Here is a 24,785-nt window from a genome sequence, read left to right as displayed (position 1 = left end):
CGGTGCTGCCGTATCGGACGGGACAGCTGGGGGAGTTGGTTTGGAAGAGGGCGGGGTGCCGCCCTCAGGCGATCATCGGGGTGACTGGACGGCGCAACGCCTGCGCCGCGCCGAGTACGGCCTTCTGAAGCTTTTCGAACGCCCGCACCTCGATCTGACGGACCCGTTCGCGCGATACCGAGAATTGCTGGCTAAGCGCCTCGAGGGTGGACGGGTCATCCTTCAGGCGGCGTTCGAAAAGGATGCGGCGTTCGCGGGGATCCAGCCGGTCCAATGCTTGCCCGACCAGCCGGCGGCGCAGGGCCAGTTCGTCGGCGTCGGCCAACATGGCGTCCTGGGTCGGGCGGTCGTCGGCCAGCAGCTCCAGCCAATTGGTCTCCCCATCGGTCGACAGGGTGGCGTCGAGCGAGCTGTCGTTCGCGGCGAGGCGGCGGTTCATTTCCACCACCTCGGTCTCCGGCACATCCAGCTCGGCGGCGATGGTCGCCACCGTCTCCGGCGAAAGATCACCCTGTTCCAGCTCCGCCATCTGGCTCTTCAGGCGGCGCAGGTTGAAGAACAGTTTCTTCTGTGCGGCGGTCGTGCCCATCTTCACCAGCGACCAGCTGTGCAGGATGTATTCCTGGATCGCGGCGCGGATCCACCACGTGGCATAGGTGGCGAAGCGGAAGCCGCGCTGCGGATCGAATTTCTGCGCCGCCTGCATCAAGCCGACATTGCCTTCGGCAACCAGATCGACCAGCGACAGGCCGTAGCCGCCGAAGCCGCGGGCGATCTTGATCACGAGGCGGAGATGGCTGCCCACCAGCTGTTCCAGGGCCCGCGGATTTCCGCGCTCCCGCCAGGCGATGGCGAGGTCGCGCTCCACATCCGGCGCAAGGATCGGAAAGCGCTTCGACTCTTCGATGTAGCGGGTCAGGCTGGCGTTTTCACCGGTCAGCAGTTTCTTCAGCACGCGAATGCCTCCTCTCCAACGCTTCCTGGGACGGCCTCTGTTGAAAGGCCGGGCCATGTCGGCGCCAATCTCGGCGCTCATGTCGGGGCCGGTGGCGGGGTCGCCATAGAGGCGATGATCCATCGGCGGAACGCAGGAATTTCGTCCGTCTTTTCGGCTTTGGCCGCTCTGGTTTCGCAGTGGGTTTGGTTTTTTCCTGATTGTCGTAAGGAACAGCGTCCTCATGACAAGGATAATGTGGCCGCGGAAACGCGGCGGATCAACCCGGTAAAGGGCGTGTTCCGGGTGTTTTTCGGCGTATACCCAGGCTCTTCTTCCATTTGCACCGGCAGTCTGGAAGAGATGCTGACCTATGACCCCTGACTTCCGGCCAGGTGACTTCCGGCCAAGTTAGTCCGCCTCCCGCCTCCCTGTTCGGCCGGCTCCGGCTTACGTTGCCTGTCGTCGACTGGCCACAGCGGAAATCGGCTTGCAACAGATGGGACCCGGTCGATCAGCATGGCGGATGCCTATGCCTTTGTGCCGAGGAAGGCGATAGCGGTGCTCCGGTTTTGAAAGTCCGGGCCACCTGGCCCTACCGGAACCCTAGATGGGAAGGCCGAGCCGATTCACCACCCGGACATTTGTCATAGGATTATGGGCCAGGAAAGAAGGAGATGCGGGGCCGGGAGTCTGCAAAGAAAAAAGCGCGCCCGGGAGGCGCGCCTTTTTTTTGGCATCGACGAGGGCAGGCCGTTATTCGGCCGCCGCGCGCTTGCGGCCAAGTCCGAGCTTGGTCGCCATTTCCGAGCGCGCCTTCGCATAGTTCGGGGCGACCATCGGATATTCCGGCGGCAGGCCCCACTTGGCGCGGTAATCGTCCGGCGTCATGTCATAGACGGTCTTCAGATGCCGCTTCAGCATCTTCAGCTTCTTCCCGTCTTCCAGGCAGACGATGTATTCGGGCGTGACCGACTTCTTGATCGCGACCGCAGGAACAAGCTCGGCCTTGGCAGGCACCGGCTTGTCATCGCCCAGGCTGCGGAAGGCCACCTGAACGCTGTTGATCAGCGTGGGCAGATCCTGGACCGGAACCGAGTTGTTGCCGACATAGGCGGCGACGACCTTGGCGGTCAGCGATTGCAGTTCGGTTTGATCGATGGTCATGGCTGCGCTCCCGGTGGGACGTGAATAAATGCGTGTCAGCCGTTCACCAGATCGCGCAGCTGCTTGGCCGGCTTGAACTTCGGAGCCTTGGAGGCGGCGATCGCGACGACTTCGCCGGTGCGCGGATTGCGGCCTTCGCGGGCGGCACGCTCCGCCACCTCGAAAATACCGAAACCGGCGAGGCGGACATCTTCGCCGCGGCCCAGCGCGCCGGAAATTCCCTCGAACACGGCCTGAACGACCTTGGCCGCGTCGGCCTTCTTGATGCCGGCGTTCGTGGCGACGGTTTCGATCAGCTCGGCCTGGTTCATGCAAAACTCCATTTGTTCAGTTTGGTTTCGGTTTTTCGGAGTTATTGGCAGAACGGCACCATCCGCACAAGAGCGAACACAGATCGAGCAACCATCGGTGTTTTTATTACCCGCCATTCCTTCCCCATCTGTGGCGACAGCGCATCAAGCGCCGAGTCCCGGTGGTGCCCGGTCCGGCCGGGCCCCGGCTTTGCGGGGCGCCGCCACGCTTTGAGCCGTGCCGGACCCGCGACTCGCGAGAGAGCGGAGGGGATGTGGAGGCGATGATTTTGCTTTCGGAGACGGCCGCTCTGCTTGTTGCCGTCTTGATCTGCGTCGCGGCGACACCATGTGCCCGTGTAGTTCGGGTCCGGGCCCCTCTGGCGACCGAGGCGTCGGTCGTGATGTCGGAACCGCTTGATCTCTCCGCTCACGCAGCGTCATCAAGTGGGTTTTGCGATGGACGGTATGATTGCGCCGTTTTTTCTCGAGTTTTTAGGAAAACCCGTCTGGATTTGGGTCGTCTTCGTCGGCATCGTGCTGACTCTTCTGGTGCTTGACCTGGGTGTCCTGAACCGGCGCGACCATGTCATCGGCGTCGGCGAAAGCCTCAAGCTCTCGGCCTTCTATATCGCCGTCGCCCTGCTGTTCGGCGGCTGGGTCTGGTGGTCGATGGGCGGCGAGGCCGGTCTGCAATATTACACGGGCTTCTTCGTCGAAAAGAGCCTGTCGCTGGACAATGTCTTCGTCATATCGCTGATCTTCAGCTATTTCGCGGTGCCGCGCGAGTTGCAGCACCGGGTCCTGTTCTGGGGCATCCTGGGCGTCATCGTGCTGCGCGGTCTGATGATCGGCGCCGGTGCGGCGCTGGTGTCGGAATTCCACTGGATCCTGTATGTCTTCGGCGGCTTCCTGCTGTTGACCGGCATCAAGATGCTGTTCGCGAAGGATGAGGAGGCCAACATCGGCGACAACGCCGCGCTGCGCTTCCTGAAACGCCATATCCGTGTCACCGACCGCTTCCATGGCCATCGCTTCGTCGTCAGGGCGCCGGCGGGCGAGGGCGGCGCCCTGCGTTGGACGGCGACGCCGCTGCTGCTGGCGCTGATCATGGTGGAACTGGCCGATCTGGTTTTCGCGGTGGACAGCGTGCCGGCGATCTTCGCGATCACCACCGATCCTTATCTGGTCTACACCAGCAACATCTTCGCCATTCTCGGCCTGCGCGCGCTGTATTTCGCGCTGGCCGCGATGGTCCATCGCTTCCGCTATCTGAAATACGCGCTGGCGCTGGTGCTGGTGTTCATCGGCGGCAAGATCTTCTACACGCAGATCTTCGGCAAGCCCGACCCGTTGATCGCGCTGGGCGTCACCTTCGCCCTGATCGGCGGCGGCGTGCTGGTGTCGCTGTGGAAGACCAGCCGCGGGACCGGGACCGCTACGGCGGAGTGACGCTTCGACCGGAGGGGCGCGGAAGGGGGCGGCAAGCCGCCTCCTTTGCCGTCAGAACCCCAGCGTCACGAGTTCGGCGATGCTGCCGTCGGCACTGCGATGGAGGATGAAGCGGCCGCCGGCCGCCTCCCACGGGGCGCGGGCCATCTCGCGGTCGTCGACCAGGATGGCGCCGGGGCTGGCATAACGGGCCTTGTCGCGGGCCATGCAGGTGATGACCGGCACGTCGGCCCCCAGCATGCGGGCGACCCAGCGCTTTTTCTGGTCCGGCGCCCAGCTGCCCATCGGCAGGCCGGTCAGGATGGTCGGCTGGTGCGGGGCGCAGAAGGCCCAAAGCTCCCGCGCGTCATGCATGAACTCCAGCGTGCCGAAGAAGTCGGCGTGGCGGGACAGCGCCCGCCACATCTCCTTCATCGGCTGCTGTTCCGGCCGCTTGCCGGTGACCGCGACGACGCCGCGGTCGAAATCGGCAAGCACGCCGTCGAGGTCGAGGAACAGCGGCGGCGCCACCTCATGCCCCGGCCAGTTCCGTCCGTTCGCGGAACTCGTCGAGCGCCTGCGGGTTCGACAGCGCCTCGGTATTCTTGATCGGGCGGCCATGGACGGCGTCGCGCACCGCCAATTCGGTGATCTTGCCGGAGCGGGTGCGCGGGATGTCGGTGACCTGGACGATCTTCGCCGGCACATGGCGGGGCGAGCAATTGTCCTTGATCCGCTTGCGGATGGTCGCCGCCAGCGTCTCGTCCAGCTTCATCCCCTCGCGCAGCACGACGAACAGCACGACGCGGACATCGCCGTCCCATTCCTGGCCGATGCAGACCGCCTCCATGATCTCCGGCAACTGTTCGACCTGGCGGTAGATCTCCGCCGTGCCGATGCGCACGCCGCCGGGGTTCAGCACCGCGTCCGAGCGGCCGTAGATCACCCAGCCGCCATGGTCCGTCTGTTCGATGAAGTCGCCATGGACCCAGACATTGGGGAAGCGGTCGAAATAGGCGGAGCGGTACTTCGCCCCGTCGGGATCGGCCCAGAAGCCGATGGGCATGCTGGGGAAGGGGCGGGTACAGACCAGCTCGCCCTTTTCGCCGCGCACGGCGACGCCGTTGTCGTCGAACGCCTCCACCGCCATGCCGAGACCGCGCGTCTGGATCTCGCCCTTCCAGACCGGGGAGATCGGGTTGCCCAGCACGAAGCAGGACATGATGTCGGTGCCGCCGCTGATCGAGGCCAGATGGACGTCCTGCTTGATGGCGCGATAGACGAACTCGAAATTCTCCGGCATCAGCGGCGAGCCGGTGGAGGTCAGCGTCTTCACGCTGGCCAGCGAATGGGTCCTGACCGGCTCCAGCCCCGACTTCTCCAGCGACTGGATGAATTTGGCGGAGGTGCCGAACAGGGTCACCCGCTCGGCATCGGCATAGTCGAACAGGATGTTGCCGGTGGGGGCGAAGGGCGAGCCGTCATAGAGCACCAGCGTCGTGCCACTGGCGAGCCCGGTCACCAGCCAGTTCCACATCATCCAGCCGCAGGTGGTGAAATAGAACAACCGGTCGCCGGGCTTGAGGTCGCAGTGCAGGCGGTGCTCCTTCACATGCTGAAGAATGGTGCCGCCGGTGCCATGGACGATGCATTTCGGCTTTCCGGTGGTGCCGGAGGAGTAGAGGATGAAGAGCGGGTGGTCGAAGGCGACCCGCTCGAAAACCGGTTCGGCCGCCGGGTGGGGCGCCATGAACTCCGCGAAGCCGACGGCGCCGGGGATCGCCGACAGGTCGGGCGCCTTGTCGACATAGGGGATGATGACGGTGGCGACGACGGTCGGCAGATCCCTCAGCACCTCCGCCACCTTGGCGCGGACGTCGTGGCTCTTGCCGTTGTACCAGTAGGCGTCGGGGGCGAAGACCACCTTCGGCTCGATTTGGCCGAAGCGGTCGGTGATGCCCTGGATGCCGAAATCGGGGGAACAGGAGGACCAGACCGCCCCCAGGCTGGCGGTGGCGATCATCGCCGCCAGCGTTTCCGGCATGTTCGGCATGATCGCCGCGACACGGTCGCCCTTGCCGACGCCCTTGGCCTTCAAGGCCTGTTGCAGGCGGGAGACGGTTGCCTTCAGCTCCGCCCCGCTCCAGCGGTATTTCACCTTGTCCTCGCCCCAGAAGACGACGGCGTTCTCATCGGGCGCGCCGGCCAGCATATTCTCGGCATAGCTCAGGCTGGCTTCCGGGAACCAGCGGGCGCCCGGCATCCTGTCGCCATCCACAAGATCGACGGCGCCGAGGTCGCCGGTCAGCCCGGCCCATTCCCACAGGAAGCGCCAGAACCGCTCCTTTTCCGCGATCGACCAGTTGTAGAGCGCGTCGTAATCATCCAGCCGCAGTCCGAACCGCGCATTCGCCGCCGTGCGGAAAGCGGTCAGGTTGGCTTGCGCGATGCGCTCCCCACTGGGGCTCCACAGCGGAGTGTCCATTCTCGGTTCCCTCGGGTCTTCGTTGCCGTTCAAATGATCGGATGGGGGTGTTCGACCCCCGCGGATTGCGGGGCAGCATAACGCAAGCGCGAAGCGCTTGTCTTTTCCCCTCTCGTCGGGCCCGGCCCGGCGAATTCCGTTCGGGACCGACGGCGGCGTTACCGGCAACGGTTTCGGGAAACAATCTTGCCATGTCATAGCCCGTTGTTACCCGCCTCACGTTTCCAGCCCATACAATCGGGTCGGCCAATCGACTGGGGCCGTTCTTTTCGGGAAGGGCGAGATGGCAGCGAAGAAGATCCTGATGCTGGTCGGCGACTATGCCGAGGATTACGAGACCATGGTGCCGTTCCAGACCTTGCTGGCGGTCGGGCATCTGGTGGATGCGGTGTGTCCGGGAAAGGCAGCGGGTGACCGCATCGCCACCGCGGTGCATGATTTCGAGGGCGATCAGACCTACAGCGAAAAGCGGGGCCATAACTTCACCCTCAACGCCGCTTTCGAGACGGCGTCGGCCGACGCCTATGACGGGCTGGTGATTCCGGGCGGGCGGGCGCCGGAATATCTGCGGCTCAACCCGGCCGTGCTGGCGCTGGTGCGGGCGTTCGACGATGCCGCCAAGCCGATCGCCGCCGTCTGCCATGGGGCGCAACTGCTGGCCGCCGCCGGCGTGTTGAAGGGGCGCCGGGTCTCGGCCTATCCGGCCTGCCGCCCGGAGGTCGAACTGGCGGGCGGCGAGTATGCCGACATCGCCATCGATGACGCCGTCACCGATGGGCATCTGATCACCGCGCCGGCCTGGCCCGCCCATCCCGCCTGGCTGTCGCGCTTCATCACGGCGCTGGGAACCCGCATCGAACTGTGATGTGATCGAGCTGTGATGTGAGCGAATTGGGATGTGAGTGAGTTGGGATGTGATCGGCGGCGGCGATGTGCCGTCGCCTTCTTTCGTCGGAGCCGCCTCATACCGGAAGGATGCCACCGATGTGCGAGATCTATGTGAAGGCCGATCCGATCCTGTACGAACCGCGCTCCCGCTCGGTGCGGATCCATGGGGTCGTCACCACGATCCGTCTGGAATCGCTGTTCTGGGACGTGCTGGCGGAGATCGCCGCCCGCGACGGCATGACCACCAACCAGCTCATCGCCAAGCTCTACGACGAGATCGTCGAGTATCGCGGCGAAGTGCCCAATCTGGCTTCGTTCCTGCGGGTGAGCTGCCTGCGCTATCTGTCGCTGGTGGTGAATGCGGCGGAAGGCAAAAAGGCGCCGTCGCAATCGCCACGGCGCCTTTCCGACAATGTGGTCAGCCTGCGGCCCGGCTTGTAACGGTCGGGGCCAGTAACGGTCAGGCCGCCTTTTTCTTGCCCGAGCCGATCCTGGGTTCCTCGCCCTTCAGCAGGCGGCGGATGTTCGCCTCGTGCCGGACGAAGACGAGAGCGGCGATGAACAGGCAGAGGCCGCCCACCAACGGCCCGCCGAAATACCAGCCTGTCAGCGGGCTGATGGCGATCGCCGTCAACGCCGACAGCGACGAGATGCGGAACAGCGCCGCCATGACCACCCAGGTCAGGCAGGCCAGCAGCCCGACCGGCCAGGAAATCGCCAGAAGGACGCCGATGGCGGTCGCCACCCCCTTGCCTCCCTTGAAGCCGAGCCAGACCGGGAAGCTGTGGCCCAGCATGGCGCCGCCGGCGGCCAGAACCGCCGCCTCCGGCCCGGCCCACCACAGGGCCAGCAATGCCGCGATGGCGCCCTTGCCGCTGTCGAGCAGCAGGGTCGCCAGCGCCAGTGGCTTGTTGCCGGTGCGCAGGACGTTGGTGGCGCCGATGTTGCCGGAGCCGATCTGGCGGATGTCGCCCAGACCGGCCATCCGGGTCAGCACCAGTCCGAAGGGGATCGAGCCGAGCAGATAGCCCAGCAGAGCGGCAAGCAGGAGGGTCGGCACCGGATCAGTCCTCCGCCTGCCAGACGGTGCGGCCGTCGACGATGGTGCGCAGCGGCCGGCCCTGGACCGGACGGTTCTCGAAGGGCGAGTTCTTCGACTTCGACTTGAAGCGGCTGACGTCGACCTGCCACGGCACGTCGGCGTCGAACACGACCAGATCGGCCGGCCCGCCCTTGACGATGCGGCCGACGGCAAGATCGAGGATCGCCGCCGGGTTGGCGGTGACGCAGGCCAGCGCCTTCAGCAGCGGCATCCTGCCCTTGTGCACCAGTTCCAGCGTCAGCGGGAACAGGGTCTCCAGCCCGATCACGCCAGGGGCGGCCTGGGCGAAGGGCAGGCGCTTCTGGTCCTGGTCCTGCGGCACATGGTCCGACGCGATGGCGTCGATGGTGCCGTCGGCCAGCCCCTCGACGATGGCGCGGCGGTCCATCTCGCCGCGCAGCGGCGGCGAGACCTTGGCGTAGGTGCGGTAATCGCCGACGTCGGTCTCGGTCAGCGCGAAGTAATGCGGGGCGGTGTCGCAGGTCACCGTCAGCCCGCGCGCCTTGGCGCGGCGGATCAGGTCGACCGATTCACCGGTGGTGACGTGGGCGAAATGCAGGCGCCCGCCGGTCAGCTCGGCCAGCCGCAGGTCGCGCTCGATCATGATGATCTCGGCCTCGCGCGGGATGCCGACGAGGCCGAGGCGGGTGGCGATCTCGCCGGAATTCATCATGCCGCCCGCCGCCAGCGACGGTTCCTCCGGATGCTGGACGATCAGCTTGCCGAAGGTCTTGGCGTAGCTGAGCGCCCGGCGCATCGTCTTGGCGCTGGCGATGGCCTTGGTGCCGTCGGTGAAGGCGACCGCACCGGCCTGACCCAGCAGGCCCATCTCGGTGATCTCGTTGCCTTCGGTGCCGCGGGTGGCGGAGCCATAGGCGAAGACCTTGACCAGCTTCACCTCGCGGGCGCGCCTGGCGATGAACTCCAGCCCGGCGACCTCGTCCAGCACCGGGTCGGTGTTGGGCAGCAGCGCCATGGCGGTGATGCCGCCGGCCGCCGCGGCGCGGGACGCGCTCTTGATCGTGTCCTTCTCCTCCTCGCCCGGTTCGCCGATCAGCACGCGCATGTCGACGAGGCCGGGGGCGAGGCAGAGGCCGGCGAGGTCGATCACCTCGGCGCCGTCGGGCGTGGAGTCGTTGAACAGGCCGGGGCCGAAATCGGCGATGGTCTCGCCATCGATCAGCAGGTCGCCACGCTGGTCGAGACCGGTCGCCGGATCGAGCAGGCGGGCGTCGCGGTAGACGATACGGGCGGTCATCGGGCAACTCCCGCAAGGTCGGACTGGCGGCGTTCACGGGTCAGCAGGTCGAGCACGGCCATGCGCACCGCCACGCCCAGTTCCACCTGATCGAGGATCATCGAGCGCTTGAGATCGTCGGCGACCTCCGAGTCGATCTCGACACCGCGGTTCATCGGTCCGGGGTGCATGATCACCGCGTCGGGCTTCGCCACCTCCAGCTTCTCGTAATCGAGGCCGTAGAAGTAGAAATACTCGCGGGTCGAGGGGACATACTGGCCGCTCATCCGCTCGGTTTGCAGGCGCAGCATCATCACGACGTCGGCGTCGCGCAGGCCGGTCTTCATCGAATGATGGACCTCGACGCCCAGCCGTTCGATCTGCGACGGCAGCAGGGTCGGCGGCGCCACGCAGCGCACCCGCGCCCCCATGGCGTTCAGCAGGTGGATGTTGGAGCGGGCGACGCGGCTGTGCAGGATGTCGCCGCAGATCGCCACGATCAGCCCGTCGAGCCGGCCCAGGCGGCGGCGGATCGCCAGCGCGTCGAGCAGGGCTTGGGTCGGGTGTTCGTGATGGCCGTCGCCGGCATTGATGACCGAGCAGTTGACCTTGTCGGCCAGCAGCTTGACGGCGCCCGAATCGGTGTGGCGCACCACCAGCGCATCCAGATGCATGGCGTTCAGCGTCATCGCCGTGTCGATCAGGGTCTCGCCCTTCTTCACCGAGCTGCTGTCGGTCGACATGTTGATGACGTCGGCCCCCAGCCGCTTGCCGGCCAGCTCGAAGCTGGTGCGGGTGCGGGTGGAGTTCTCGAAGAACAGGTTCACCTGCGTGCGGCCGTCCAGCAGGGTGGACTTCTTCACGGGGCGGCGGTTCTGCTCGACATAGCCATCGGCGAGGTCGAGGATCCGGGTGATCTCGCCGGCCCGCAGTCCCTCGATTCCGAGAAGATGGCGGTGCGGGAAGACCGTGTCGGGGGACGGGTTCGCGCTCATGGGCGCGGACTATAGGAGCCGTCGGTTACGCCCGCAAGCCGTTCAAGACGCCCGGTCAAGACAGCGGCGCCGCCGGCCTTTCGCGGGGCTTTTCAGACCGCGTCCGCCTCCTCGAACAGCCAGTCGTGGAAGGCCTTCACCTTCGGCCGGGAATAATAGTGATGTGGCGCCACCACGTAATAGGCGAGGCTTCCCGGCAGCCGCACCTCGAACAGGCGGACCAGCCGCCCGGCGGCGATGTCGTCGGCCACCAGGACGCCGCGGGCGAGCGCGATGCCGTGGCCGTTGATCGCCGCCTGGAGGGTGAAGGAGGAATCGTCGAAGCGCAGGCCGCGTTCGGTGTCCACCCCCTCGATCCCCGCCGCCCGGCACCACACCGCCCAGGAGATGTTGTAGTCGTCGTGGAGCAGGGTGTGATGCCGCAGATCCTCCGGGTTGACCAGCGGCCGGTTGCCGGACAGCAGCGACGGATGCCCGACCGGGAAGATGTCCTCGGTCAGCAGGCGCTCGACCCGCAGGTCGGGCCAGAGGCCGCTGCCGAAGCGGATCGCCAGATCGACGTCGTGGCGGGCGAAATCCACCATCTGCGACGTGCTGTGCACCCGCACATCCATCTCCGGATGGCGTTTCTGGAAGCGCATCAGCCGGGGCACCAGCCATTTCGACGCGAAGCTGGGCATGGTGGAGATGGTCAGGGTGCCGCTGCTGTCGGCGCGGATCAGCCGGTCGGTCGCCTGGGACAGCGTGTCCATCGCCTCGCGCACCGGCGGCAGGTAGCTCTGCCCGGCTTCTGTCAGCGCCAGCGCGCGGTTCATTCGGCGAAACAGCGGTAATCCGAGCCACTCCTCCAGCGCTTTGATCTGGTGGCTGATGGCGGCCTGGGTCACATGCAGCTCGTCGGCCGCCTTTGTAAAGGAAAGATGGCGGGCGGCGGCTTCGAAGGCGCGCAGCGCGTTCAGCGGGGGCAGGCGGCGGGACATGGGGTGGGGCGGACCGGTGTCGGGTTCGGATTAGGACAGCTAATCGATTCTATGAGAAAGCGTCGTTTGTCGGCAAGCGGCCTTTGTCCCATCCTCAGTTCCACAAGCGGTCGTTCAAACCGGAGCGGCGAGGCCACGGCCCCGCTCCCCATCCAGCGATAAGGAACCGGATCATGACAAAGGGAACGCAATCGTCGATGTCCGGCGCACGGATGTTCGTTCGCAAGCCGGCGCGCGCGGGCGAGGGCCTGGGCGACCGTCTGGCGGCGCTGTTCGACGGCCTCGCCACCTGGAACGAGCGGCGTAGGCAGCGCCGCGCGCTGGAGGCTCTGCCGGATCACCTGCTGTCGGACATCGGCATCTCGCGTGCCGACGCCGATCATGAGGCCGAAAAGCCGTTCTGGCGCGGCTGATGCGCGTGACCGATGGGGGGAGGCGGATATGACGGGGATCGGGAACCGGGTTTGGACGGGCGGCTGCCTGTGCGGCGGCGTGCGCTATGCCATCGGCATCCATCCGGAGCCGATCTCCTTCTGTCACTGCGCCCAGTGCAGACGCCAGCACAGCCATGTCGGCGCCTACACCGGCGTGCCGCGTGCGGCGTTGCGTCTGCTCACTGAGACGACGCTGACATGGTATGCCTCCTCCGACCGGGCGCGCCGTGGCTTTTGCAGCCGTTGCGGTGCCGGGCTGTTCTGGGAGGCGCTGCACCAGCCCGATGCCGAGGGGCGCGCGCGCATCACGGTGACCGCCGGCAGCCTGGACGACGCATCGGGGCTCCGGGTCGACCGCCATATCTTCGTCGATCGGAAGGGCGCCTATTACGACATCGGCGATGACGGCGTCGAGCGACGGACCAGCACGGCGCGGACCAGCACGGGGGAGAGCGTGGAATGACCGGTGACGTAAGCGGCGGCGGTGCCGGACGCGGGACGGAATTGTCCGGAGGATGCCTGTGCGGTGGCGTGCGCTTCCTGCTGGCGGAGCGGCCCGACGGGGTGGTGACCTGCCATTGCAGCCAGTGCCGCCGCTTCCACGGTCATTTCGGCGCCTACATCACCGTGCCGCGCGACACCGTCACCTTCGATGCCGATGGGACGCTGTCCTGGTACCGCTCCTCAAGCTTCGCGGAGCGCGGATTCTGCGGCCGTTGCGGGTCGTCCCTGTTCTGGAAGGGCGACGGCAAGCGGGAGATCGAGATCGCCGCCGGCTGCCTCGACCAGCCGACCGGGCTGACCACGCTGTGTCATGGCTATGTCGCCGACAAGGCCGATTACTATGACATCGCCGATGGGCTGGAACAGTTCGCCGGGTCTTCCGAGGACGAGTAGGCGGCCGGTAGTCCGGGATCGAAGGAGGAAGGGGACGGAAACGGCGGCCGCCCGGCGGGGTGTGCTGTTCCGTCGCAGGTGCGTTGCGGAGCCCACGGGTCCCTTTTCATTTGACCCGAAGGGATCGCGGTGAGAATGATTTTCACAAGCAAACGTCCTTCGGCTCCGCCGCCCCGCTCTGAGGTTTTCCGCGAATGCGTCGTGTTCCGCTGCTTTCCGCCGTCTGCGCCATCGCCCTGTTTGGCGCGACCCTGATCCATGCCGGTCCCGCGCGGGCCGAGGATGTGGTGACCATCGTCATCAAGGATCACAAGTTCGAGCCGGCCGAGGTCAGGATCCCGGCCAACAAGCGGGTGACTCTGCTGGTCGACAACCAGGACGCCACCTCGGAGGAGTTCGAAAGCGGCGAGATGAAGGTCGAGAAGATCGTCGGCGGCCGCAAGCAGATCAAGGTCATGGTCGGTCCGTTGAAGCCGGGGCGCTATCCCTTCTTCGGCGAATTCCACGAGGCGACGGCGCAAGGCGCCGTGGTCGCCGAGTGATGCAGTTCTGAAGACCGCCCGTACCGGAGCCGCCCATGCTCGCCAGTCTGATCATCGTCTTTCGCGAGGTCCTTGAAGCGGGCCTCATCGTCGGCATCGTGCTGGCCGCCACCCAGGGGGTGGTTGGACGCGGCCGCTGGATCGCGCTCGGCATCGTCGGCGGCATCGTCGGCTCCTGCATCGTCGCCGCCTTCGCCGACGGCATCAGTTCGCTGTTCGCCGATACCGGGCAGGAGCTGTTCAACGCCACCGTGCTGCTGATCGCCGTCGCCATGCTGGCCTGGCACAATGCCTGGATGGCCCAGCATGGCCGCGAACTGGCGCGCGACATGAAGGCGGTCGGCCAGGCGGTGCGGAGCGGCGACAAGTCGCTTGCCGCCTTGGCCGTCGTCATCGGTGTCGCCGTGCTGCGCGAAGGGTCGGAGGTCGTGCTGTTCCTGACCGGCATCCTGGCGTCGGAAGAGGGTGGTTTCGCCACCGTGGCCGCCGGCGGGTTGGGCGGCATGGCGTTGGGGGCGCTGGTCTCGGTCCTGCTCTATGCCGGGCTCGTGCAAATTCCGACGCGCTACCTCTTCTCCACCACCACCTGGCTGCTGACCCTGCTGGCCGCCGGCATGGCGGCGACGGCGGTCAATTTCCTGGCCCAGGGCGGCGTTCTGGATGCCGGCGGCACCGTGCTGTGGGACAGCTCGGGCATCCTGCGCGACAACAGCCTTGTCGGGCAGGCGCTGCATGTCCTGGTCGGCTACACCGACCGTCCGACCGAGGCGCAACTGATCGCCTATGTCGGCGTCGTGGCCGGCATCCTGCTGCTGACCCGCTGGGCGGCCGGCGGTCCGCCGCGCAAGGGAACGCGCGTGGCATCCCCGGCCGAATGACCAATGGCGGAATGATCAATAGCATGAAGGTGTGGGGGCGGGCCGGCGGTCAAGCGTCTGGCCTCCGCCCTTGAAATCGCGCCATAGTGCCGCTGCGACAATCGGGCGGCGGGGGATATGGCGGAGCTTGTGACGTTGGTTGTGTTGCTGGCGGCGATGGTGGTCGCGGTGCCGGTGGCGAAACGCTTCGGGTTCGGGGCGCCGCTCGGCTACCTGGCCGCCGGGCTGGCGGTCGGACCGGCGGGATTGGGGCTGGTCACCAATGTGGGGGCGATCGCCCACGCCTCGGAACTCGGCGTCGTCATGCTGCTGTTCCTGATCGGGCTGGAACTGAGACCCGCCCGCCTGTGGGTCATGCGGAAATCGGTGCTGGGGCTGGGTGGCGCGCAAGTCGCCGTCACCGGTGCCGCGATCGCCGGGCTGTGCATCGGCGGGCTGGGGCTCGCCTGGCCGACCGCCGTGGTGCTGGGGTTCGGCTTCGCCCTGTCCTCCACCGCCATGGCGCTGCCGATGATGGCGGAGCGCGGGCTGCTCGCCAACCAATCCGGGCGCAACGCCTTTTCCATCCTGCTGTTCCAGGATCTGGCGATCATCCCGGCGGTGGCGCTGCTGCCGCTGCTGGGCAATGGCGGCGTGCCGCACGCCGACGGCGCCTGGCTGGCGGTCGCCAAGGCGGTGGTGGCGGTCATTGTGGTGCTGATCGGCGGGCGCTATCTGCTGCGCCCGATCTTCCACGCCGTCGACCGGGCCGGCGCGCCGGAGATCTTCACCGCCACCGCCCTGCTGATCGTGGTCGGCACCGCCGTGCTGATCGAGGAGGCCGGGCTGTCGATGTCGCTGGGCGCCTTCATGGCCGGCGTCCTGCTGTCGGACTCGGAATACCGGCACGAGGTGCAGGCCGATATCGAGCCGTTCGAGGGCCTGTTGCTCGGCCTGTTCTTCGTCTCGGTCGGCATGGGGGCGGATGTGCCGACCCTGCTGGCGCATCCGGTCCGCTTCCTCGGGCTTGCCGTCGGACTGCTGGTGGTGAAGGGGCTGGTCATGCTGGTCCTGGCCCGCGCCGCCGGCGTGCCCTGGGTGGGGTCGATGCGGATGGCGACGGTGCTGAGCCAGGGCGGCGAGTTCGGCTTCGTGCTGTTCGGACTGGCGGCCGGTGGTGGCGCGATGACGGGGGGGCAGGCGTCGGCGGCGATGCTGGTGGTCACGCTGTCCATGCTGGCGACCCCCTTCCTGTTCGCGGCGGAGGAGCGCTGGTTCGCGCCGCGCTTGATGGCGGGGAAGCCCAAGCGTCCCTTCGACACCCCGCCCGACGAGAACCCGCCGGTCATCATCTGCGGTTTCGGCCGGGTCGGGCAGGTGGTCGGCCGCGTGCTGCGCATGCGCGGCATCCCCTTCACCGCGCTGGAGAGCAGCGCCGCCCAGGTCGATTTCGTCCGCAAGTTCGGCAGCAAAGCCTATTACGGCGACCCCACGCGGGTCGAACTGCTGCGCGCCGCCGGGGCGGAGAAGGCCAGGGTGCTGGTGGTGGCGCTCGACGACATGGAGCAGTCGCTGCGGGTGGTGGAGATGGCGACTCGCCATTTCCCCAACCTGACCATCTTCGCCCGCGCCCGCAACCGCCGCCATGTCCACCATCTGATGGACCGTGGCGTCACCCACATCGTGCGCGAGACCTTCGAGTCCAGCATCCGCCTGACCGGCGACGTGCTGCGCGAGATGGGGTTTCCCGAGGGCGAGGTGACGCGGATGCTGGAAACCTTCCGCGCCCATGACGAACGCACCCTGATCAGCCAGCACGCCGTCCACAATGACGAGACCAAGCTGATCCAGACCTCCCGCGATGCCGCCGAAGAGCTTCTGTCGCTGTTCGAGGCGGACCGGGAGGGCGAGGGGAGCGAAGGCGGGGGGGGGCGCGAGGCCAAGGGTGCGGCGAAGGCCTAGCCGATCAGCAGGCTGTCGTCGCTGATCTCCGCCCCGCCGCGCTGCCGGGCGAACAGCGCCAGCAGATGCGGCACGTCCAGCCCGGCGCGCTCCTCTCCCGCCACGTCGAGGACGACCCGGCCCTCGTGCAGCATCAGCGTGCGGTCGCCGTAATCCAGCGCCTGGCGCATCGAATGGGTGACCATCAGCGTGGTCAGCCGGTTGTCGCGGACGATGCGCCGGGTCAGGTCCAGCACGAAATCGGCGGTGGCGGGATCGAGTGCCGCGGTGTGCTCGTCCAGCAGCAGGATCTTGGAGCCGGCCAGCGTCGCCATCAGCAGGCTGACCGCCTGGCGCTGGCCGCCGGACAGCAACCCCATGCGGTCGTGCAGGCGGTTCTCCAGCCCCAGCCCCAGCGCGGCGATGCGGTCGCGGAAGCCCTTGCGGCGGTCGCCGCCCAGCGCCAGGGAGAACCCGCGGCGCCGGCCACGGGCGGCGGCCAGCGCCATGTTCTCCTCGATGGTCAGGGCGGCGCAGCTCCCGGCCATCGGGTCCTGGAAGACGCGGGCGACCAGACCGGCGCGGCGCGGCGTGTCCCAGCGGGTGACGTCGGTGCCGTCGATGGCGATACGGCCCCGCTCCGCCAGCACGTCGCCGGCCAGCGAGCCGAGGAAGGTCGATTTCCCGGCGCCGTTGGAGCCGATGACGGTGACGAACTGCCCTTCCGGGATCGTCAGGTCGACGCCGCGCAGCGCGTGCTTCTCCAGCGGCGTGCCGCGCCCGAAGGTGACGTGGATGTTCTCGACGACGATCATCGGGCGGCTCTTGTGGTGCGGCTGGCCTTCGCCTTCAGGCGTGGCAGGATCAGGGCGACGGCGACCAGGACGGCCGTCACCAGATTGAGGTCGGACGCCTGCAGGCCGATGGCGTCGGCCGACAGCGCCAGCTGCACCGCGAGGCGGTAGAGGATCGACCCGGCGACGCAGCCAACCAGCGCCAGCGCCAGCGCGCGGGCGGGCAGCACCGTCTCGCCGACGATCACCGCGGCCAGCCCGACGACGATGGTGCCGATGCCGGTGGTGACGTCGGCGAAGCCGTTGGTCTGGGCGAACAGGGCGCCGGCCAGACCGGTCAGACCGTTCGACAGGGCGATGCCGGCATAGACATGGGCGTCGGTGTCGACGCCCTGCGCCCGCGCCATCCGCGCGTTGACACCGGTCGCCCGCATCGCCAGCCCGAACTCGCTGGCGAGGAAGCGGGCGAGCAGCAGGACGACCACGGCGACGATGGCGCCGACCACCAGCGGCCGGACGATGTGGTCGGGCACGCCCAGCCCGTAGAAGGGCGTCAGGACGGTGTCCTGCATCAGCAGCGCCACGTTCGGCCGCCCCATCACCCGCAGATTGACCGAGAACAGGGCGATCATCGTCAGGATGCTGGCAAGCAGATGCAGGATCTTGAAGCGCACGTTCAGCGTCGCCGTCACCAGCCCGGCCGCCGCGCCGGCCAGAGCTGCGGCGAGGCTGGCGAGCCATGGATTGACCCCGGTGATCAGAAGCACCGCGCAGACGGCCGCCCCCAGGGGAAAGCTTCCATCCACCGTCAGGTCGGGGAAGTCGAGGATGCGGAAGGACAGATAGACGCCGATGGCGACCAGCGCATAGACGAGGCCGATCTCGATGGCGCCGAACAGGGCGATTTCGGTCATTGCGGTGCTTTTGAGGAGACTTGGCGGAGAGGGTGTTTCGCCCCCTCCCTAACCCTCTCCCGTCTGCACGGGAGAGGGAATCGAACTCGATTTACTGCCCCACGACCTTGGTCGCGCGTTTCACCACCGCGTCGGGCAGGGTGACGCCCATGGCGGCGGCGGATTTCGGGTTGACGAACAGGTCGGTGCCCTTGGCGAGCGTGACCGGGATGTCGCCGGGCTTCTCGCCCTTCAGCACGCGGGCGACGATGGCGCCGGTCTGCTTGCCGACCTGGAAATAATCGAAGCCGATGGAGGCGACCGCGCCGCGGGCGACACTGTCGGTATCGGCGGAGAAGACCGGCAGCTTGGCCTGCTGGCCGACCGCGATCACGCTTTCCAGCGCCGAGACGACGGTGTTGTCGAGCGGGATATAGACGGCGTCAGCCTTGCCGACGAGGCTGCGCACCGCCGGCTGGGCATCGGAGGATTTGGGCACGGAGGCCTCGACGACACCGAGACCGGACTTGGCCGCCTCGTCCTTCAGCGCCTTGACCAGAACGACGGAGTTCGGTTCACCGGGGTTGTAGAGCACGCCGATGCGCTTGGCCTGCGGCAGGATCTCGCGGATCAGCGCGACATGCTCGGCCACCGGGGCCATGTCCGACAGGCCGGTGATGTTGGCGCCGGGCTTGTCCATCGACTTCACCATCTGGGCCGAGACCGGATCGGTCACCGCGGTGAAGACGACCGGGATGTCGCGGGTCGCCGCCGCCACCGCCTGGGCCGAGGGGGTGGAGATCGGCACGATCACGTCGGGACGGGAGCCGGCGAACTGGCGGGCGATCTGGGCGGCGGTGGCCGGGTTGCCCTGGGCGCTCTGGTATTCGACCTTCAGGGTCTGGCCCTGGACATAGCCCGCCTCCTTCAGCGCCTCGACCACGCCGTCGCGGGTCGCGTCGAGGGCGGGGTGCTGGACGATGGCGGTGATGGCGACGGTCTTGCTCTGCGCCAACGCCGGAACCGGCGCGGCGATCGGAGCGGCGAAGGCGGCGAGCGCCACCGCGGCGCACAACAGGCGGGTGAAGGACATGGCTGCGGGTCTCCGGAACGCGAGGATCTTCCCCTAGACCGCGCGGCGTCCGCCGTCAACTCGGCAGCGGTGCCGGGAGTTCCCAGGGCAGGCCGGCACCGTGATCGGGGATGTCGTTCGTTCCGAAAGAGCCTATATTGTGGGCGCAACCGAAGGAATGGATATGATCGCAGGAACCGAAGCGGCGCCGTCGAAGTTTCTCGCCTCCGTCCGCGGCCTGATCGGCTGCTGCCCCAATTGCGGGCGCGGCCGGCTGCTGCGGAACTTTCTGAAGCCGGTCGACCGGTGTTCGGTCTGCGGGGAGGCCTACGGCCATCTTCGCGCCGACGATGCGCCGCCCTGGATGACGATCCTGATCGTCGGCCACATCGTCATTCCCGCCCTGCTGGCGGTCGAACAGACCTACGAGCCGCCGACCTGGGTGCATCTGACGGTGTGGCCCGTGCTGACGCTGGTGCTGACGCTGATTCTGCTGCCGCGTTGCAAGGGGCTGGTGCTGGGGCTGCTGTGGAGCACCGGTGCCCAGGGGTCGGAGCGCGATTAGCCGGACCGGACAGTCCCGGAAACGCGCCTGGCACCGCGCGGCGTGGCGAGGTGCCATGTGGATGTGCCGATGCCTCTGCTTGCGGCCGTCGCTCCCCCTTTGGCGGAGGAGCGGAGTCCGTCAGCGAGCGCTTGGCAGTGCGCCGCCACGGCCGGTGCTGGCCCCGGACAGCTTGGCGCGCAGCTTGCCGAACAGCTGGCGCAGATGGTTGGCGCGCATCTGGCGGGCGGCCTGCATGATCTCGTCATGGCTGCGGAGGTCGCGGACTTCGTTGAATTGCGTGTTCATGACTCCGGGACTCTCCACATGACGTGAGAGGCGTCCACTCCCCTCGGGTTCGTTTGCCTTGTGCAGACCAGGATAGGGCGGAGCCGCCGCCCGATGAAACGCAGCGTACGCAACGCCGACCGATGTTTTCCATATCAGCACGTTCAATCAACAGATCTGCGGATTATTGCCGCCTGACACGATTTTCCTTTCAACCGCGAGCGGGGGCCGGCATGGCCGAGGCTCAGCGCTTGAGGAGGTTGCCGGTGGGGATGTCCAGCGTCCGGACATCGAACCAGCCGCCGACGCTATGGCGCAGATCCTGCCGCCGGTGCTGTTCGGGCGCTGGTGCTATGTCCCACAGCCAGGACATGTCCGGAGCGGGCAGGTCGAGGCCCCAGGTCGAGTCCTCGACCTCCGTGACCACGCCGCCATCGAGCCAGGAGGCGTCGATGTCGGTGAATAGCGCCGCCCGTTCGGCGATCACCGACAGCCACCAAAGATGGCCGCGGACCAGCCGCAGCGCGAAGGCCATACGCTCCGCCTCCGGAGTCGCGGGCGCGCGCCGCTCCACCGCGTCGAGGGGGAGCAACGGCAACTGGGACAGCAGGTTGCAGGACAGGACGAAGCGGAAGGGACCGCCCGCCGGCACCGGCGGTTCGAACGCCGTGGGGAGCGGAGCGCCATGGTCGAGCGCGGCGGCGAGCGGGACCAGGGCGCCGCTGACATCCAGCTCCAGCAGCCGGACGTTCGGCAGGGAGGCGGCGCGGCGCCGGACGGCGCGGCCGTGCAGGAGGTCCGCCAGCACCACCTCGTCGAAGCGGGCGGCCAGCGTCTCCAGCGGGACTTCGATCAGCAACCCGGAGCCGGCGACCAGAGCCCGCCCGCCCGGTTCCGCCCGCCGCACCGCCTGATCGATGAAGCGATGGCAGGCGGCGACGTGCGGAGCCCAGGCACGCCGCTGGCGGCGGTAACGGGCGCCCAGCGCCACCATCTCCGCCAGATAGCCGAACCGGCGGGCCAGCGGCGGGCAGGGCGTGGTCAGATATTCGAAGGCTTCGCGCAACATCGTCGGCTGAGCTCCCCTCTCCCCGTGCCCTCTCCGGTGTCGCCTTCGGCCGTCTCGCCCCTTGACCCGTGACGGTGGCAAGGTACCTATGGCCCCATGGTCGAGATCAAGAAGAAAACGGCCCTGGTGACCGGGGCCGGCAAGCGTATCGGGCGGGCCATCGCGCTCGATCTGGCGGGGCAGGGGTGGGACGTGGCCGTCCATTACCGAAGTTCCCGCGCGGAGGCGGATGCCGTCGTCGCCGAGATCGGGCGGGCGGGGGGCCGCGCCATGGCCTTCGCCGCCGACCTGGATCGCGAGGCGGAGGTGAAGGCGCTGGTTCCGGTTGTTGCCGAACAGCTCGGACCGCTGACCCTGCTGGTCAACAACGCGTCCCGCTTCGAGTGCGACGAGGTCGCCACCGTCACCCGCGACTCGTGGGACGCGCATATGGAGGCGAACCTGCGGGCACCCTTCGTGCTGTCGCAGGATTTCGCGTCCAGGTTGCCGGAGGGGGAGAGCGGCCTGATCGTCAACGTGATCGATCAGCGCGTGTGGAATCCGACCCCGCATTTCATCTCCTACACGCTGTCGAAGATGGGGCTGTGGGCGCTGACGCGCACCATGGCCATGGCGCTGGCCCCGCGCATCCGCGTCAACGGCATCGGCCCCGGTCCCACCCTGCGCAACGACCGCCAGACCGAGGAGGAGTTCGCCGCCCAGTGGGACTCGACTCCGCTTCGGCGCGGCACGACGCCGGAGGAGGTCTGCGCGGCCATCCGCTTTCTCATCGCCGCACCGGCGGTGACTGGCCAGATGATCGCGCTGGACGGCGGGGAGCATCTGGGATGGGCGCAGCCGGTGCATGGCTTCGTCCCCACCGAATAGCCTGTGTTACAAGGCTTTCATCTGGCGGATCCGGCCCGGCGGGATCCGGCGCCAGGGGAAGCGGGGGAGGCGGGGAGAAAAACGACCGCGCGTTTTACACAGGTGCCCCACCCCGCGCAAGAGGCGCCTGCGACCCTGCGACAAATTTGTGGCCGCGCGCCGTTTCCTGTCCTTGACTCGAACCTGACCTTGGAAAATCAAAGAGTTAGCAAAAATGCTCAAAAATTAGGCGGAAGCATGCGACCCCTTGCGGCGCCTAGCTTCGGACGGGGTACCCACTCCGTTATCGACAAACTTATCCACAGGTTTCGTGGATATTCTCCGGGAGGGGTGAGTCGTCCCATATGCGCTGTCCTCCTGCCCAACGGTTGACCCGGGGCGGCTGCTCGACGACATTCTGGTCATGTCCGAAATGCAATCCTCAGACGCCCTGACGTCCGCCTCGGCCGTCCTTCCCACCGATGCGCCGGCCACGGACGCGCCGGCCGGCGATGGTTCCGGTGGCGGTGCCGCGCGCCGGAAGCGCCGTCCCGCCGACATCAACCGGGGCGTCGAGATCATCCGGGAGCATCTGAAGACGCTGCCGCAGACCCCCGGCGTCTACCGCATGCTGGCGGGGGACGGCGCTGTGCTGTATGTCGGCAAGGCGCGCAACCTCAAGCGCCGGGTGACCAACTACACCCAGGTCGGAAAGCTGCCGGTCAGGCTCCAGCGCATGGTCGCGGAGACCGAGACGATGGAGTTCGTCAACACCCATACCGAGGTGGAGGCGCTGCTCCTCGAATCGAATCTGATCAAGAAGCTGATGCCCCGTTACAACGTTTTGTTGCGGGATGACAAGACTTTTCCGCATATCATGATCACCAGGGACCATGACTATCCGCAGCTGACCAAGCATCGCGGCGCCCGTGGGCGCGACGCCGATTATTTCGGGCCCTTCGCCTCCGCCGGGGCGGTGAACCGCACCATCACGGCGTTGCAGCGCGCCTTCCTGCTGCGCAACTGCGCCGACACGGTGTTCGCCAGCCGGACCCGGCCCTGCCTGCAATATCAGATCAAGCGCTGCACGGCGCCTTGCGTCGAGCGCGTCAGTCCGGCGGAGTACCGGGCGCAGGTCGATCAGGCCCGCGCCTTCCTGTCGGGCAAGAGCCGTGACATCCAGACCGAGTTCGCCGAGCGGATGATGGCGGCCTCCGACGCGATGGATTTCGAGACGGCGGCGCGCTACCGCGACCGTATCCGCGCGCTGACCGCGATCCAGGCCCACCAGGACATCAATGTCGAGGGGGTGGTGGAGGATGCCGACGTCATCGCCGCCTATGCGGAAGGCGGGACGACCTGCGTCCAGGTCTTCTTTTTCCGCGGCGGGCGCAACTACGGCAACCGCGCCTATTTCCCCAGCCACGACAAGGTGGCGGAGACCGAGGAAGTGCTGGCCGCCTTCATCGCCCAATTCTACGAGAACAAGGCGGCGCCGCCGCTGGTGCTGGTCAGCCACGCCCTGCCGGAGCTGGAACTGCTGACCGAGGCGCTGGCCATCCGCGCCGGCCACAAGGTGGAGCTGGCGGAACCCAAGCGCGGCGAGAAGCGCCGGCTGGTCGAACATGCCCTGATCAACGCGCGGGAGGCGCATGGCCGGCGGCTGGCCGAAAGCTCCAGCCAGGCGCGGCTGCTGGAGGGGGTGGCGGCGGCCTTCGGCATGGACTCGGCGCCGGAGCGGGTCGAGGTCTACGACAACTCCCACATCCAGGGGGCGCACGCCATCGGGGCGATGATCGTCGCCGGGCCGGACGGCTTCATCAAGAACGCCTACCGCAAGTTCAACATCCGCAGCGAGGGAGCGGCCGGCGACGACTTCGCCATGATGCGCGAGGTGCTGACCCGCCGATTCGGCCGGGCGGTGAAGGAGGATCCGGAGCGCAGCCTGGGAAGCTGGCCCGATCTGGTGCTGATCGACGGCGGCATCGGCCAATTGAACGTGGCGCTGGAGGTGTTCGCCGAACTGGGCATCGACGACGTGACGCTGGTCGGCATCGCCAAGGGACCGGACCGTGACGCCGGGCGCGAGCATTTCCTGATGGAGAACCGCCCGCCTTTCCAGATGGAGCCGCGCGACCCGGTGCTGTATTTCCTGCAACGGCTGCGCGACGAAGCCCACCGCTTCGCCATCGGCACTCACCGGGCCAAGCGCACCAAGGCCATCGGCAAGTCGCCGATCGACGAGATCGCCGGCATCGGCCCCGCCCGCAAGAAGGCGCTGCTGCATCATTTCGGCAGCGGGGCGGCGGTGTCGCGCGCCGGGCTGGCCGATCTGGAGGCGGTGGAAGGGATCAATCGGGCCGTTGCGAAAAAGATATACGATCACTTCCATCCCGATGGTTAGAATGCGGGCATCTGCAAACAGCCGGCCCTCCCACGGGTGCCGGGTGCCGAAATCCTCCAGCGGTTCGAGTCCTCCGTCATGCTGACCAGCCTGCCCAACCTGCTGACCCTGTCACGCATCGCGGTGATCCCGGTGGTGGTCGGGCTGTTCTATGTGCCGGAGGCCTGGGCCGCCTACACCGCCTGCTCGCTCTATGCCGCCGCCTGCATCACCGACTGGTTCGACGGCTATCTCGCGCGTGCCTGGGCCCAGGAAAGCGTGATCGGCAAGTTCCTGGATCCGATCGCCGACAAGCTGCTGGTGGCGGCGACGTTGATCATGCTGGCCGGCTTCCACCGGCTGACCGGCCTGTCGATCCTGCCGGCGGTGGTGATCCTGCTGCGCGAGGTGTTGGTGTCGGGACTGCGCGAGTATCTGGCCGGTCTGCATGTCGGCGTGCCGGTGACCTGGCTGGCGAAATGGAAGACGACGATCCAGATGATCGCCCTGGGCTTCCTGATCGTCGGCGATTATGGTCCGGCGGAGCTGCCGGTGACCTTCATCGGCACGGTCGGCTTGTGGATCGCCGCGGCGCTGACCTTCTACACCGGGTGGGATTACATGCGCGCGGGGTTGACCCACATGATGGCCGAACAGCCGGCGAAGCCCGGCGGCGCCCGATCCGCCCGCAGCGCCGGCTGAGCGTTTCACATCAG

At 67.3% G+C, this 24,785-nt stretch carries 27 protein-coding genes; 13 read left to right on the top strand and 14 right to left on the bottom strand.

Features of this window, described 5'->3' with window-relative positions:
• Positions 1–64: 64 nt before the first annotated feature.
• The 3 genes from rpoH to AZL_RS08315 all read right to left on the bottom strand — a co-directional run bounded on the left by rpoH (position 65) and on the right by AZL_RS08315 (position 2,412).
• Positions 65–955, bottom strand: a complete 891-nt coding sequence (gene rpoH, locus AZL_RS08325) for an RNA polymerase sigma factor RpoH (RefSeq protein WP_042442817.1) — start codon at positions 953–955, stop codon at positions 65–67.
• A 735-nt stretch (positions 956–1,690) separates the two neighbouring features.
• The gene (locus AZL_RS08320) at positions 1,691–2,101 is read right to left on the bottom strand and encodes a MucR family transcriptional regulator (RefSeq protein ID WP_012974185.1); all 411 of its coding nucleotides are present in this window, start codon (positions 2,099–2,101) and stop codon (positions 1,691–1,693) included.
• A gap of 35 nt (positions 2,102–2,136) precedes the next feature.
• The gene (locus AZL_RS08315) at positions 2,137–2,412 is read right to left on the bottom strand and encodes an HU family DNA-binding protein (protein ID WP_012974184.1); all 276 of its coding nucleotides are present in this window, start codon (positions 2,410–2,412) and stop codon (positions 2,137–2,139) included.
• A 438-nt stretch (positions 2,413–2,850) separates the two neighbouring features.
• Here AZL_RS08315 and AZL_RS08310 point away from each other — a divergent pair, with 438 nt between their 5' ends.
• Positions 2,851–3,843: a TerC family protein gene (locus tag AZL_RS08310; protein ID WP_012974183.1), complete on the top strand. Its 993-nt coding sequence runs from the start codon at positions 2,851–2,853 to the stop codon at positions 3,841–3,843.
• A 51-nt stretch (positions 3,844–3,894) separates the two neighbouring features.
• Here the strand turns inward: AZL_RS08310 and AZL_RS08305 are convergent, their stop codons facing one another.
• Positions 3,895–4,353: a hypothetical protein gene (locus AZL_RS08305; protein WP_012974182.1), complete on the bottom strand. Its 459-nt coding sequence runs from the start codon at positions 4,351–4,353 to the stop codon at positions 3,895–3,897.
• A gap of 1 nt (position 4,354) precedes the next feature.
• A complete protein-coding gene (locus AZL_RS08300) occupies positions 4,355–6,307 on the bottom strand; it encodes an acetoacetate--CoA ligase (protein ID WP_042442815.1) in 1,953 nt (650 codons plus the stop codon).
• 283 nt (positions 6,308–6,590) lie between these two features.
• On the opposite strand from AZL_RS08300, the gene AZL_RS08295 reads away from it, so the two are divergent.
• Positions 6,591–7,172 (top strand): DJ-1/PfpI family protein, encoded by a 582-nt coding sequence (locus tag AZL_RS08295; protein ID WP_012974180.1) that lies wholly within the window; start codon positions 6,591–6,593, stop codon positions 7,170–7,172.
• Between the two features lie 119 nt (positions 7,173–7,291).
• Complete coding sequence (locus AZL_RS08290) at positions 7,292–7,636, top strand: ribbon-helix-helix domain-containing protein (protein WP_012974179.1); 345 nt, start codon at positions 7,292–7,294, stop codon at positions 7,634–7,636.
• 19 nt (positions 7,637–7,655) lie between these two features.
• On the opposite strand, the gene plsY is transcribed toward AZL_RS08290, so the two are convergent.
• The 4 genes from plsY to AZL_RS08270 all read right to left on the bottom strand — a co-directional run bounded on the left by plsY (position 7,656) and on the right by AZL_RS08270 (position 11,509).
• A complete protein-coding gene (gene plsY / locus AZL_RS08285) occupies positions 7,656–8,255 on the bottom strand; it encodes a glycerol-3-phosphate 1-O-acyltransferase PlsY (RefSeq protein ID WP_012974178.1) in 600 nt (199 codons plus the stop codon).
• A 4-nt stretch (positions 8,256–8,259) separates the two neighbouring features.
• On the bottom strand, positions 8,260–9,555 hold the full coding sequence (locus AZL_RS08280; protein ID WP_012974177.1) for a dihydroorotase: 1,296 nt from the start codon (positions 9,553–9,555) through the stop codon (positions 8,260–8,262).
• Positions 9,552–10,529: an aspartate carbamoyltransferase catalytic subunit gene (locus AZL_RS08275; RefSeq protein ID WP_012974176.1), complete on the bottom strand. Its 978-nt coding sequence runs from the start codon at positions 10,527–10,529 to the stop codon at positions 9,552–9,554. Before AZL_RS08275 ends, AZL_RS08280 begins: the two co-directional genes overlap by 4 nt.
• A gap of 92 nt (positions 10,530–10,621) precedes the next feature.
• Positions 10,622–11,509, bottom strand: coding sequence for a transcriptional regulator GcvA (locus tag AZL_RS08270; RefSeq protein ID WP_012974175.1), 888 nt, complete (start codon positions 11,507–11,509; stop codon positions 10,622–10,624).
• Between the two features lie 173 nt (positions 11,510–11,682).
• On the opposite strand from AZL_RS08270, the gene AZL_RS08265 reads away from it, so the two are divergent.
• From AZL_RS08265 to AZL_RS08240, 6 genes are all read left to right on the top strand, one after another.
• Entirely contained in the window at positions 11,683–11,922 is a 240-nt protein-coding gene (locus tag AZL_RS08265) for a DUF1127 domain-containing protein (RefSeq protein ID WP_012974174.1), read from the top strand.
• A 28-nt stretch (positions 11,923–11,950) separates the two neighbouring features.
• Complete coding sequence (locus AZL_RS08260; protein WP_012974173.1) at positions 11,951–12,406, top strand: GFA family protein; 456 nt, start codon at positions 11,951–11,953, stop codon at positions 12,404–12,406.
• A complete protein-coding gene (locus AZL_RS08255) occupies positions 12,403–12,840 on the top strand; it encodes a GFA family protein (RefSeq protein ID WP_012974172.1) in 438 nt (145 codons plus the stop codon). Before AZL_RS08260 ends, AZL_RS08255 begins: the two co-directional genes overlap by 4 nt.
• 194 nt (positions 12,841–13,034) lie before the next feature.
• A complete protein-coding gene (locus AZL_RS08250; RefSeq protein ID WP_012974171.1) occupies positions 13,035–13,382 on the top strand; it encodes a cupredoxin domain-containing protein in 348 nt (115 codons plus the stop codon).
• Positions 13,383–13,417: 35 nt separating this feature from the next.
• Positions 13,418–14,260, top strand: a complete 843-nt coding sequence (locus AZL_RS08245) for an FTR1 family iron permease (RefSeq protein WP_012974170.1) — start codon at positions 13,418–13,420, stop codon at positions 14,258–14,260.
• Positions 14,261–14,389: 129 nt separating this feature from the next.
• Complete coding sequence (locus AZL_RS08240; protein WP_247894173.1) at positions 14,390–16,201, top strand: monovalent cation:proton antiporter-2 (CPA2) family protein; 1,812 nt, start codon at positions 14,390–14,392, stop codon at positions 16,199–16,201.
• Here the strand turns inward: AZL_RS08240 and AZL_RS08235 are convergent.
• The 3 genes from AZL_RS08235 to AZL_RS08225 all read right to left on the bottom strand — a co-directional run bounded on the left by AZL_RS08235 (position 16,198) and on the right by AZL_RS08225 (position 18,960).
• Positions 16,198–16,995, bottom strand: a complete 798-nt coding sequence (locus AZL_RS08235; RefSeq protein ID WP_012974168.1) for an ABC transporter ATP-binding protein — start codon at positions 16,993–16,995, stop codon at positions 16,198–16,200. The two genes, AZL_RS08240 and AZL_RS08235, sit on opposite strands and share 4 nt — an antisense overlap.
• On the bottom strand, positions 16,992–17,888 hold the full coding sequence (locus AZL_RS08230; RefSeq protein ID WP_012974167.1) for an ABC transporter permease: 897 nt from the start codon (positions 17,886–17,888) through the stop codon (positions 16,992–16,994). The genes AZL_RS08235 and AZL_RS08230 overlap by 4 nt, the downstream gene beginning before the upstream one ends.
• A gap of 91 nt (positions 17,889–17,979) precedes the next feature.
• On the bottom strand, positions 17,980–18,960 hold the full coding sequence (locus AZL_RS08225; protein WP_012974166.1) for an ABC transporter substrate-binding protein: 981 nt from the start codon (positions 18,958–18,960) through the stop codon (positions 17,980–17,982).
• 163 nt (positions 18,961–19,123) lie between these two features.
• Here AZL_RS08225 and AZL_RS08220 point away from each other — a divergent pair, with 163 nt between their 5' ends.
• The gene (locus AZL_RS08220; protein ID WP_042442813.1) at positions 19,124–19,504 is read left to right on the top strand and encodes a DUF983 domain-containing protein; all 381 of its coding nucleotides are present in this window, start codon (positions 19,124–19,126) and stop codon (positions 19,502–19,504) included.
• Between the two features lie 120 nt (positions 19,505–19,624).
• Here the strand turns inward: AZL_RS08220 and AZL_RS36260 are convergent, their stop codons facing one another.
• Both AZL_RS36260 and AZL_RS08215 read right to left on the bottom strand, forming a co-directional pair.
• Entirely contained in the window at positions 19,625–19,792 is a 168-nt protein-coding gene (locus AZL_RS36260; RefSeq protein ID WP_158305968.1) for an RSP_7527 family protein, read from the bottom strand.
• A gap of 223 nt (positions 19,793–20,015) precedes the next feature.
• Positions 20,016–20,840 carry a hypothetical protein gene (locus AZL_RS08215; RefSeq protein WP_012974164.1) on the bottom strand — a complete coding sequence of 275 codons (825 nt, stop codon included), beginning with the start codon at positions 20,838–20,840 and terminating at the stop codon, positions 20,016–20,018.
• Between the two features lie 96 nt (positions 20,841–20,936).
• Here AZL_RS08215 and AZL_RS08210 point away from each other — a divergent pair, with 96 nt between their 5' ends.
• From AZL_RS08210 to pgsA, 3 genes are all read left to right on the top strand, one after another.
• The gene (locus tag AZL_RS08210) at positions 20,937–21,707 is read left to right on the top strand and encodes an SDR family oxidoreductase (protein ID WP_012974163.1); all 771 of its coding nucleotides are present in this window, start codon (positions 20,937–20,939) and stop codon (positions 21,705–21,707) included.
• Between the two features lie 403 nt (positions 21,708–22,110).
• A complete protein-coding gene (gene uvrC, locus AZL_RS08205; RefSeq protein WP_012974162.1) occupies positions 22,111–24,090 on the top strand; it encodes an excinuclease ABC subunit UvrC in 1,980 nt (659 codons plus the stop codon).
• Positions 24,091–24,168: 78 nt separating this feature from the next.
• Entirely contained in the window at positions 24,169–24,771 is a 603-nt protein-coding gene (pgsA, locus tag AZL_RS08200) for a CDP-diacylglycerol--glycerol-3-phosphate 3-phosphatidyltransferase (RefSeq protein WP_012974161.1), read from the top strand.
• The last annotated feature ends 14 nt before the right edge of the window (positions 24,772–24,785 follow it).

The organism is Azospirillum sp. B510 (genome assembly GCF_000010725.1).
Classification (GTDB): Bacteria; Pseudomonadota; Alphaproteobacteria; order Azospirillales; family Azospirillaceae; genus Azospirillum; species Azospirillum lipoferum_B.
Note: the sequence above shows the minus strand (reverse complement) of the source record. Positions and strands in the feature narration are given on the sequence as shown.

Excerpts from the sequence above, each read along its gene's own strand:
- AZL_RS08320 (WP_012974185.1), bottom strand. The coding sequence starts at position 2,101 with ATGACCATCGATCAAACCGAACTGCAATCGCTGACCGCCAAGGTCGTC.
- AZL_RS08315 (WP_012974184.1), bottom strand. The coding sequence starts at position 2,412 with ATGAACCAGGCCGAGCTGATCGAAACCGTCGCCACGAACGCCGGCATC.
- AZL_RS08310 (WP_012974183.1), top strand. The coding sequence starts at position 2,851 with ATGGACGGTATGATTGCGCCGTTTTTTCTCGAGTTTTTAGGAAAACCC.
- AZL_RS08300 (WP_042442815.1), bottom strand. The coding sequence starts at position 6,307 with ATGGACACTCCGCTGTGGAGCCCCAGTGGGGAGCGCATCGCGCAAGCC.
- AZL_RS08295 (WP_012974180.1), top strand. The coding sequence starts at position 6,591 with ATGGCAGCGAAGAAGATCCTGATGCTGGTCGGCGACTATGCCGAGGAT.
- AZL_RS08290 (WP_012974179.1), top strand. The coding sequence starts at position 7,292 with ATGTGCGAGATCTATGTGAAGGCCGATCCGATCCTGTACGAACCGCGC.
- AZL_RS08280 (WP_012974177.1), bottom strand. The coding sequence starts at position 9,555 with ATGACCGCCCGTATCGTCTACCGCGACGCCCGCCTGCTCGATCCGGCG.
- AZL_RS08275 (WP_012974176.1), bottom strand. The coding sequence starts at position 10,529 with ATGAGCGCGAACCCGTCCCCCGACACGGTCTTCCCGCACCGCCATCTT.
- AZL_RS08270 (WP_012974175.1), bottom strand. The coding sequence starts at position 11,509 with ATGTCCCGCCGCCTGCCCCCGCTGAACGCGCTGCGCGCCTTCGAAGCC.
- AZL_RS08265 (WP_012974174.1), top strand. The coding sequence starts at position 11,683 with ATGACAAAGGGAACGCAATCGTCGATGTCCGGCGCACGGATGTTCGTT.
- AZL_RS08260 (WP_012974173.1), top strand. The coding sequence starts at position 11,951 with ATGACGGGGATCGGGAACCGGGTTTGGACGGGCGGCTGCCTGTGCGGC.
- AZL_RS08255 (WP_012974172.1), top strand. The coding sequence starts at position 12,403 with ATGACCGGTGACGTAAGCGGCGGCGGTGCCGGACGCGGGACGGAATTG.
- AZL_RS08250 (WP_012974171.1), top strand. The coding sequence starts at position 13,035 with ATGCGTCGTGTTCCGCTGCTTTCCGCCGTCTGCGCCATCGCCCTGTTT.
- AZL_RS08245 (WP_012974170.1), top strand. The coding sequence starts at position 13,418 with ATGCTCGCCAGTCTGATCATCGTCTTTCGCGAGGTCCTTGAAGCGGGC.
- AZL_RS08235 (WP_012974168.1), bottom strand. The coding sequence starts at position 16,995 with ATGATCGTCGTCGAGAACATCCACGTCACCTTCGGGCGCGGCACGCCG.
- AZL_RS08230 (WP_012974167.1), bottom strand. The coding sequence starts at position 17,888 with ATGACCGAAATCGCCCTGTTCGGCGCCATCGAGATCGGCCTCGTCTAT.
- AZL_RS08225 (WP_012974166.1), bottom strand. The coding sequence starts at position 18,960 with ATGTCCTTCACCCGCCTGTTGTGCGCCGCGGTGGCGCTCGCCGCCTTC.
- AZL_RS08220 (WP_042442813.1), top strand. The coding sequence starts at position 19,124 with ATGATCGCAGGAACCGAAGCGGCGCCGTCGAAGTTTCTCGCCTCCGTC.
- AZL_RS36260 (WP_158305968.1), bottom strand. The coding sequence starts at position 19,792 with ATGAACACGCAATTCAACGAAGTCCGCGACCTCCGCAGCCATGACGAG.
- AZL_RS08215 (WP_012974164.1), bottom strand. The coding sequence starts at position 20,840 with ATGTTGCGCGAAGCCTTCGAATATCTGACCACGCCCTGCCCGCCGCTG.
- AZL_RS08210 (WP_012974163.1), top strand. The coding sequence starts at position 20,937 with ATGGTCGAGATCAAGAAGAAAACGGCCCTGGTGACCGGGGCCGGCAAG.
- uvrC (WP_012974162.1), top strand. The coding sequence starts at position 22,111 with ATGTCCGAAATGCAATCCTCAGACGCCCTGACGTCCGCCTCGGCCGTC.
- pgsA (WP_012974161.1), top strand. The coding sequence starts at position 24,169 with ATGCTGACCAGCCTGCCCAACCTGCTGACCCTGTCACGCATCGCGGTG.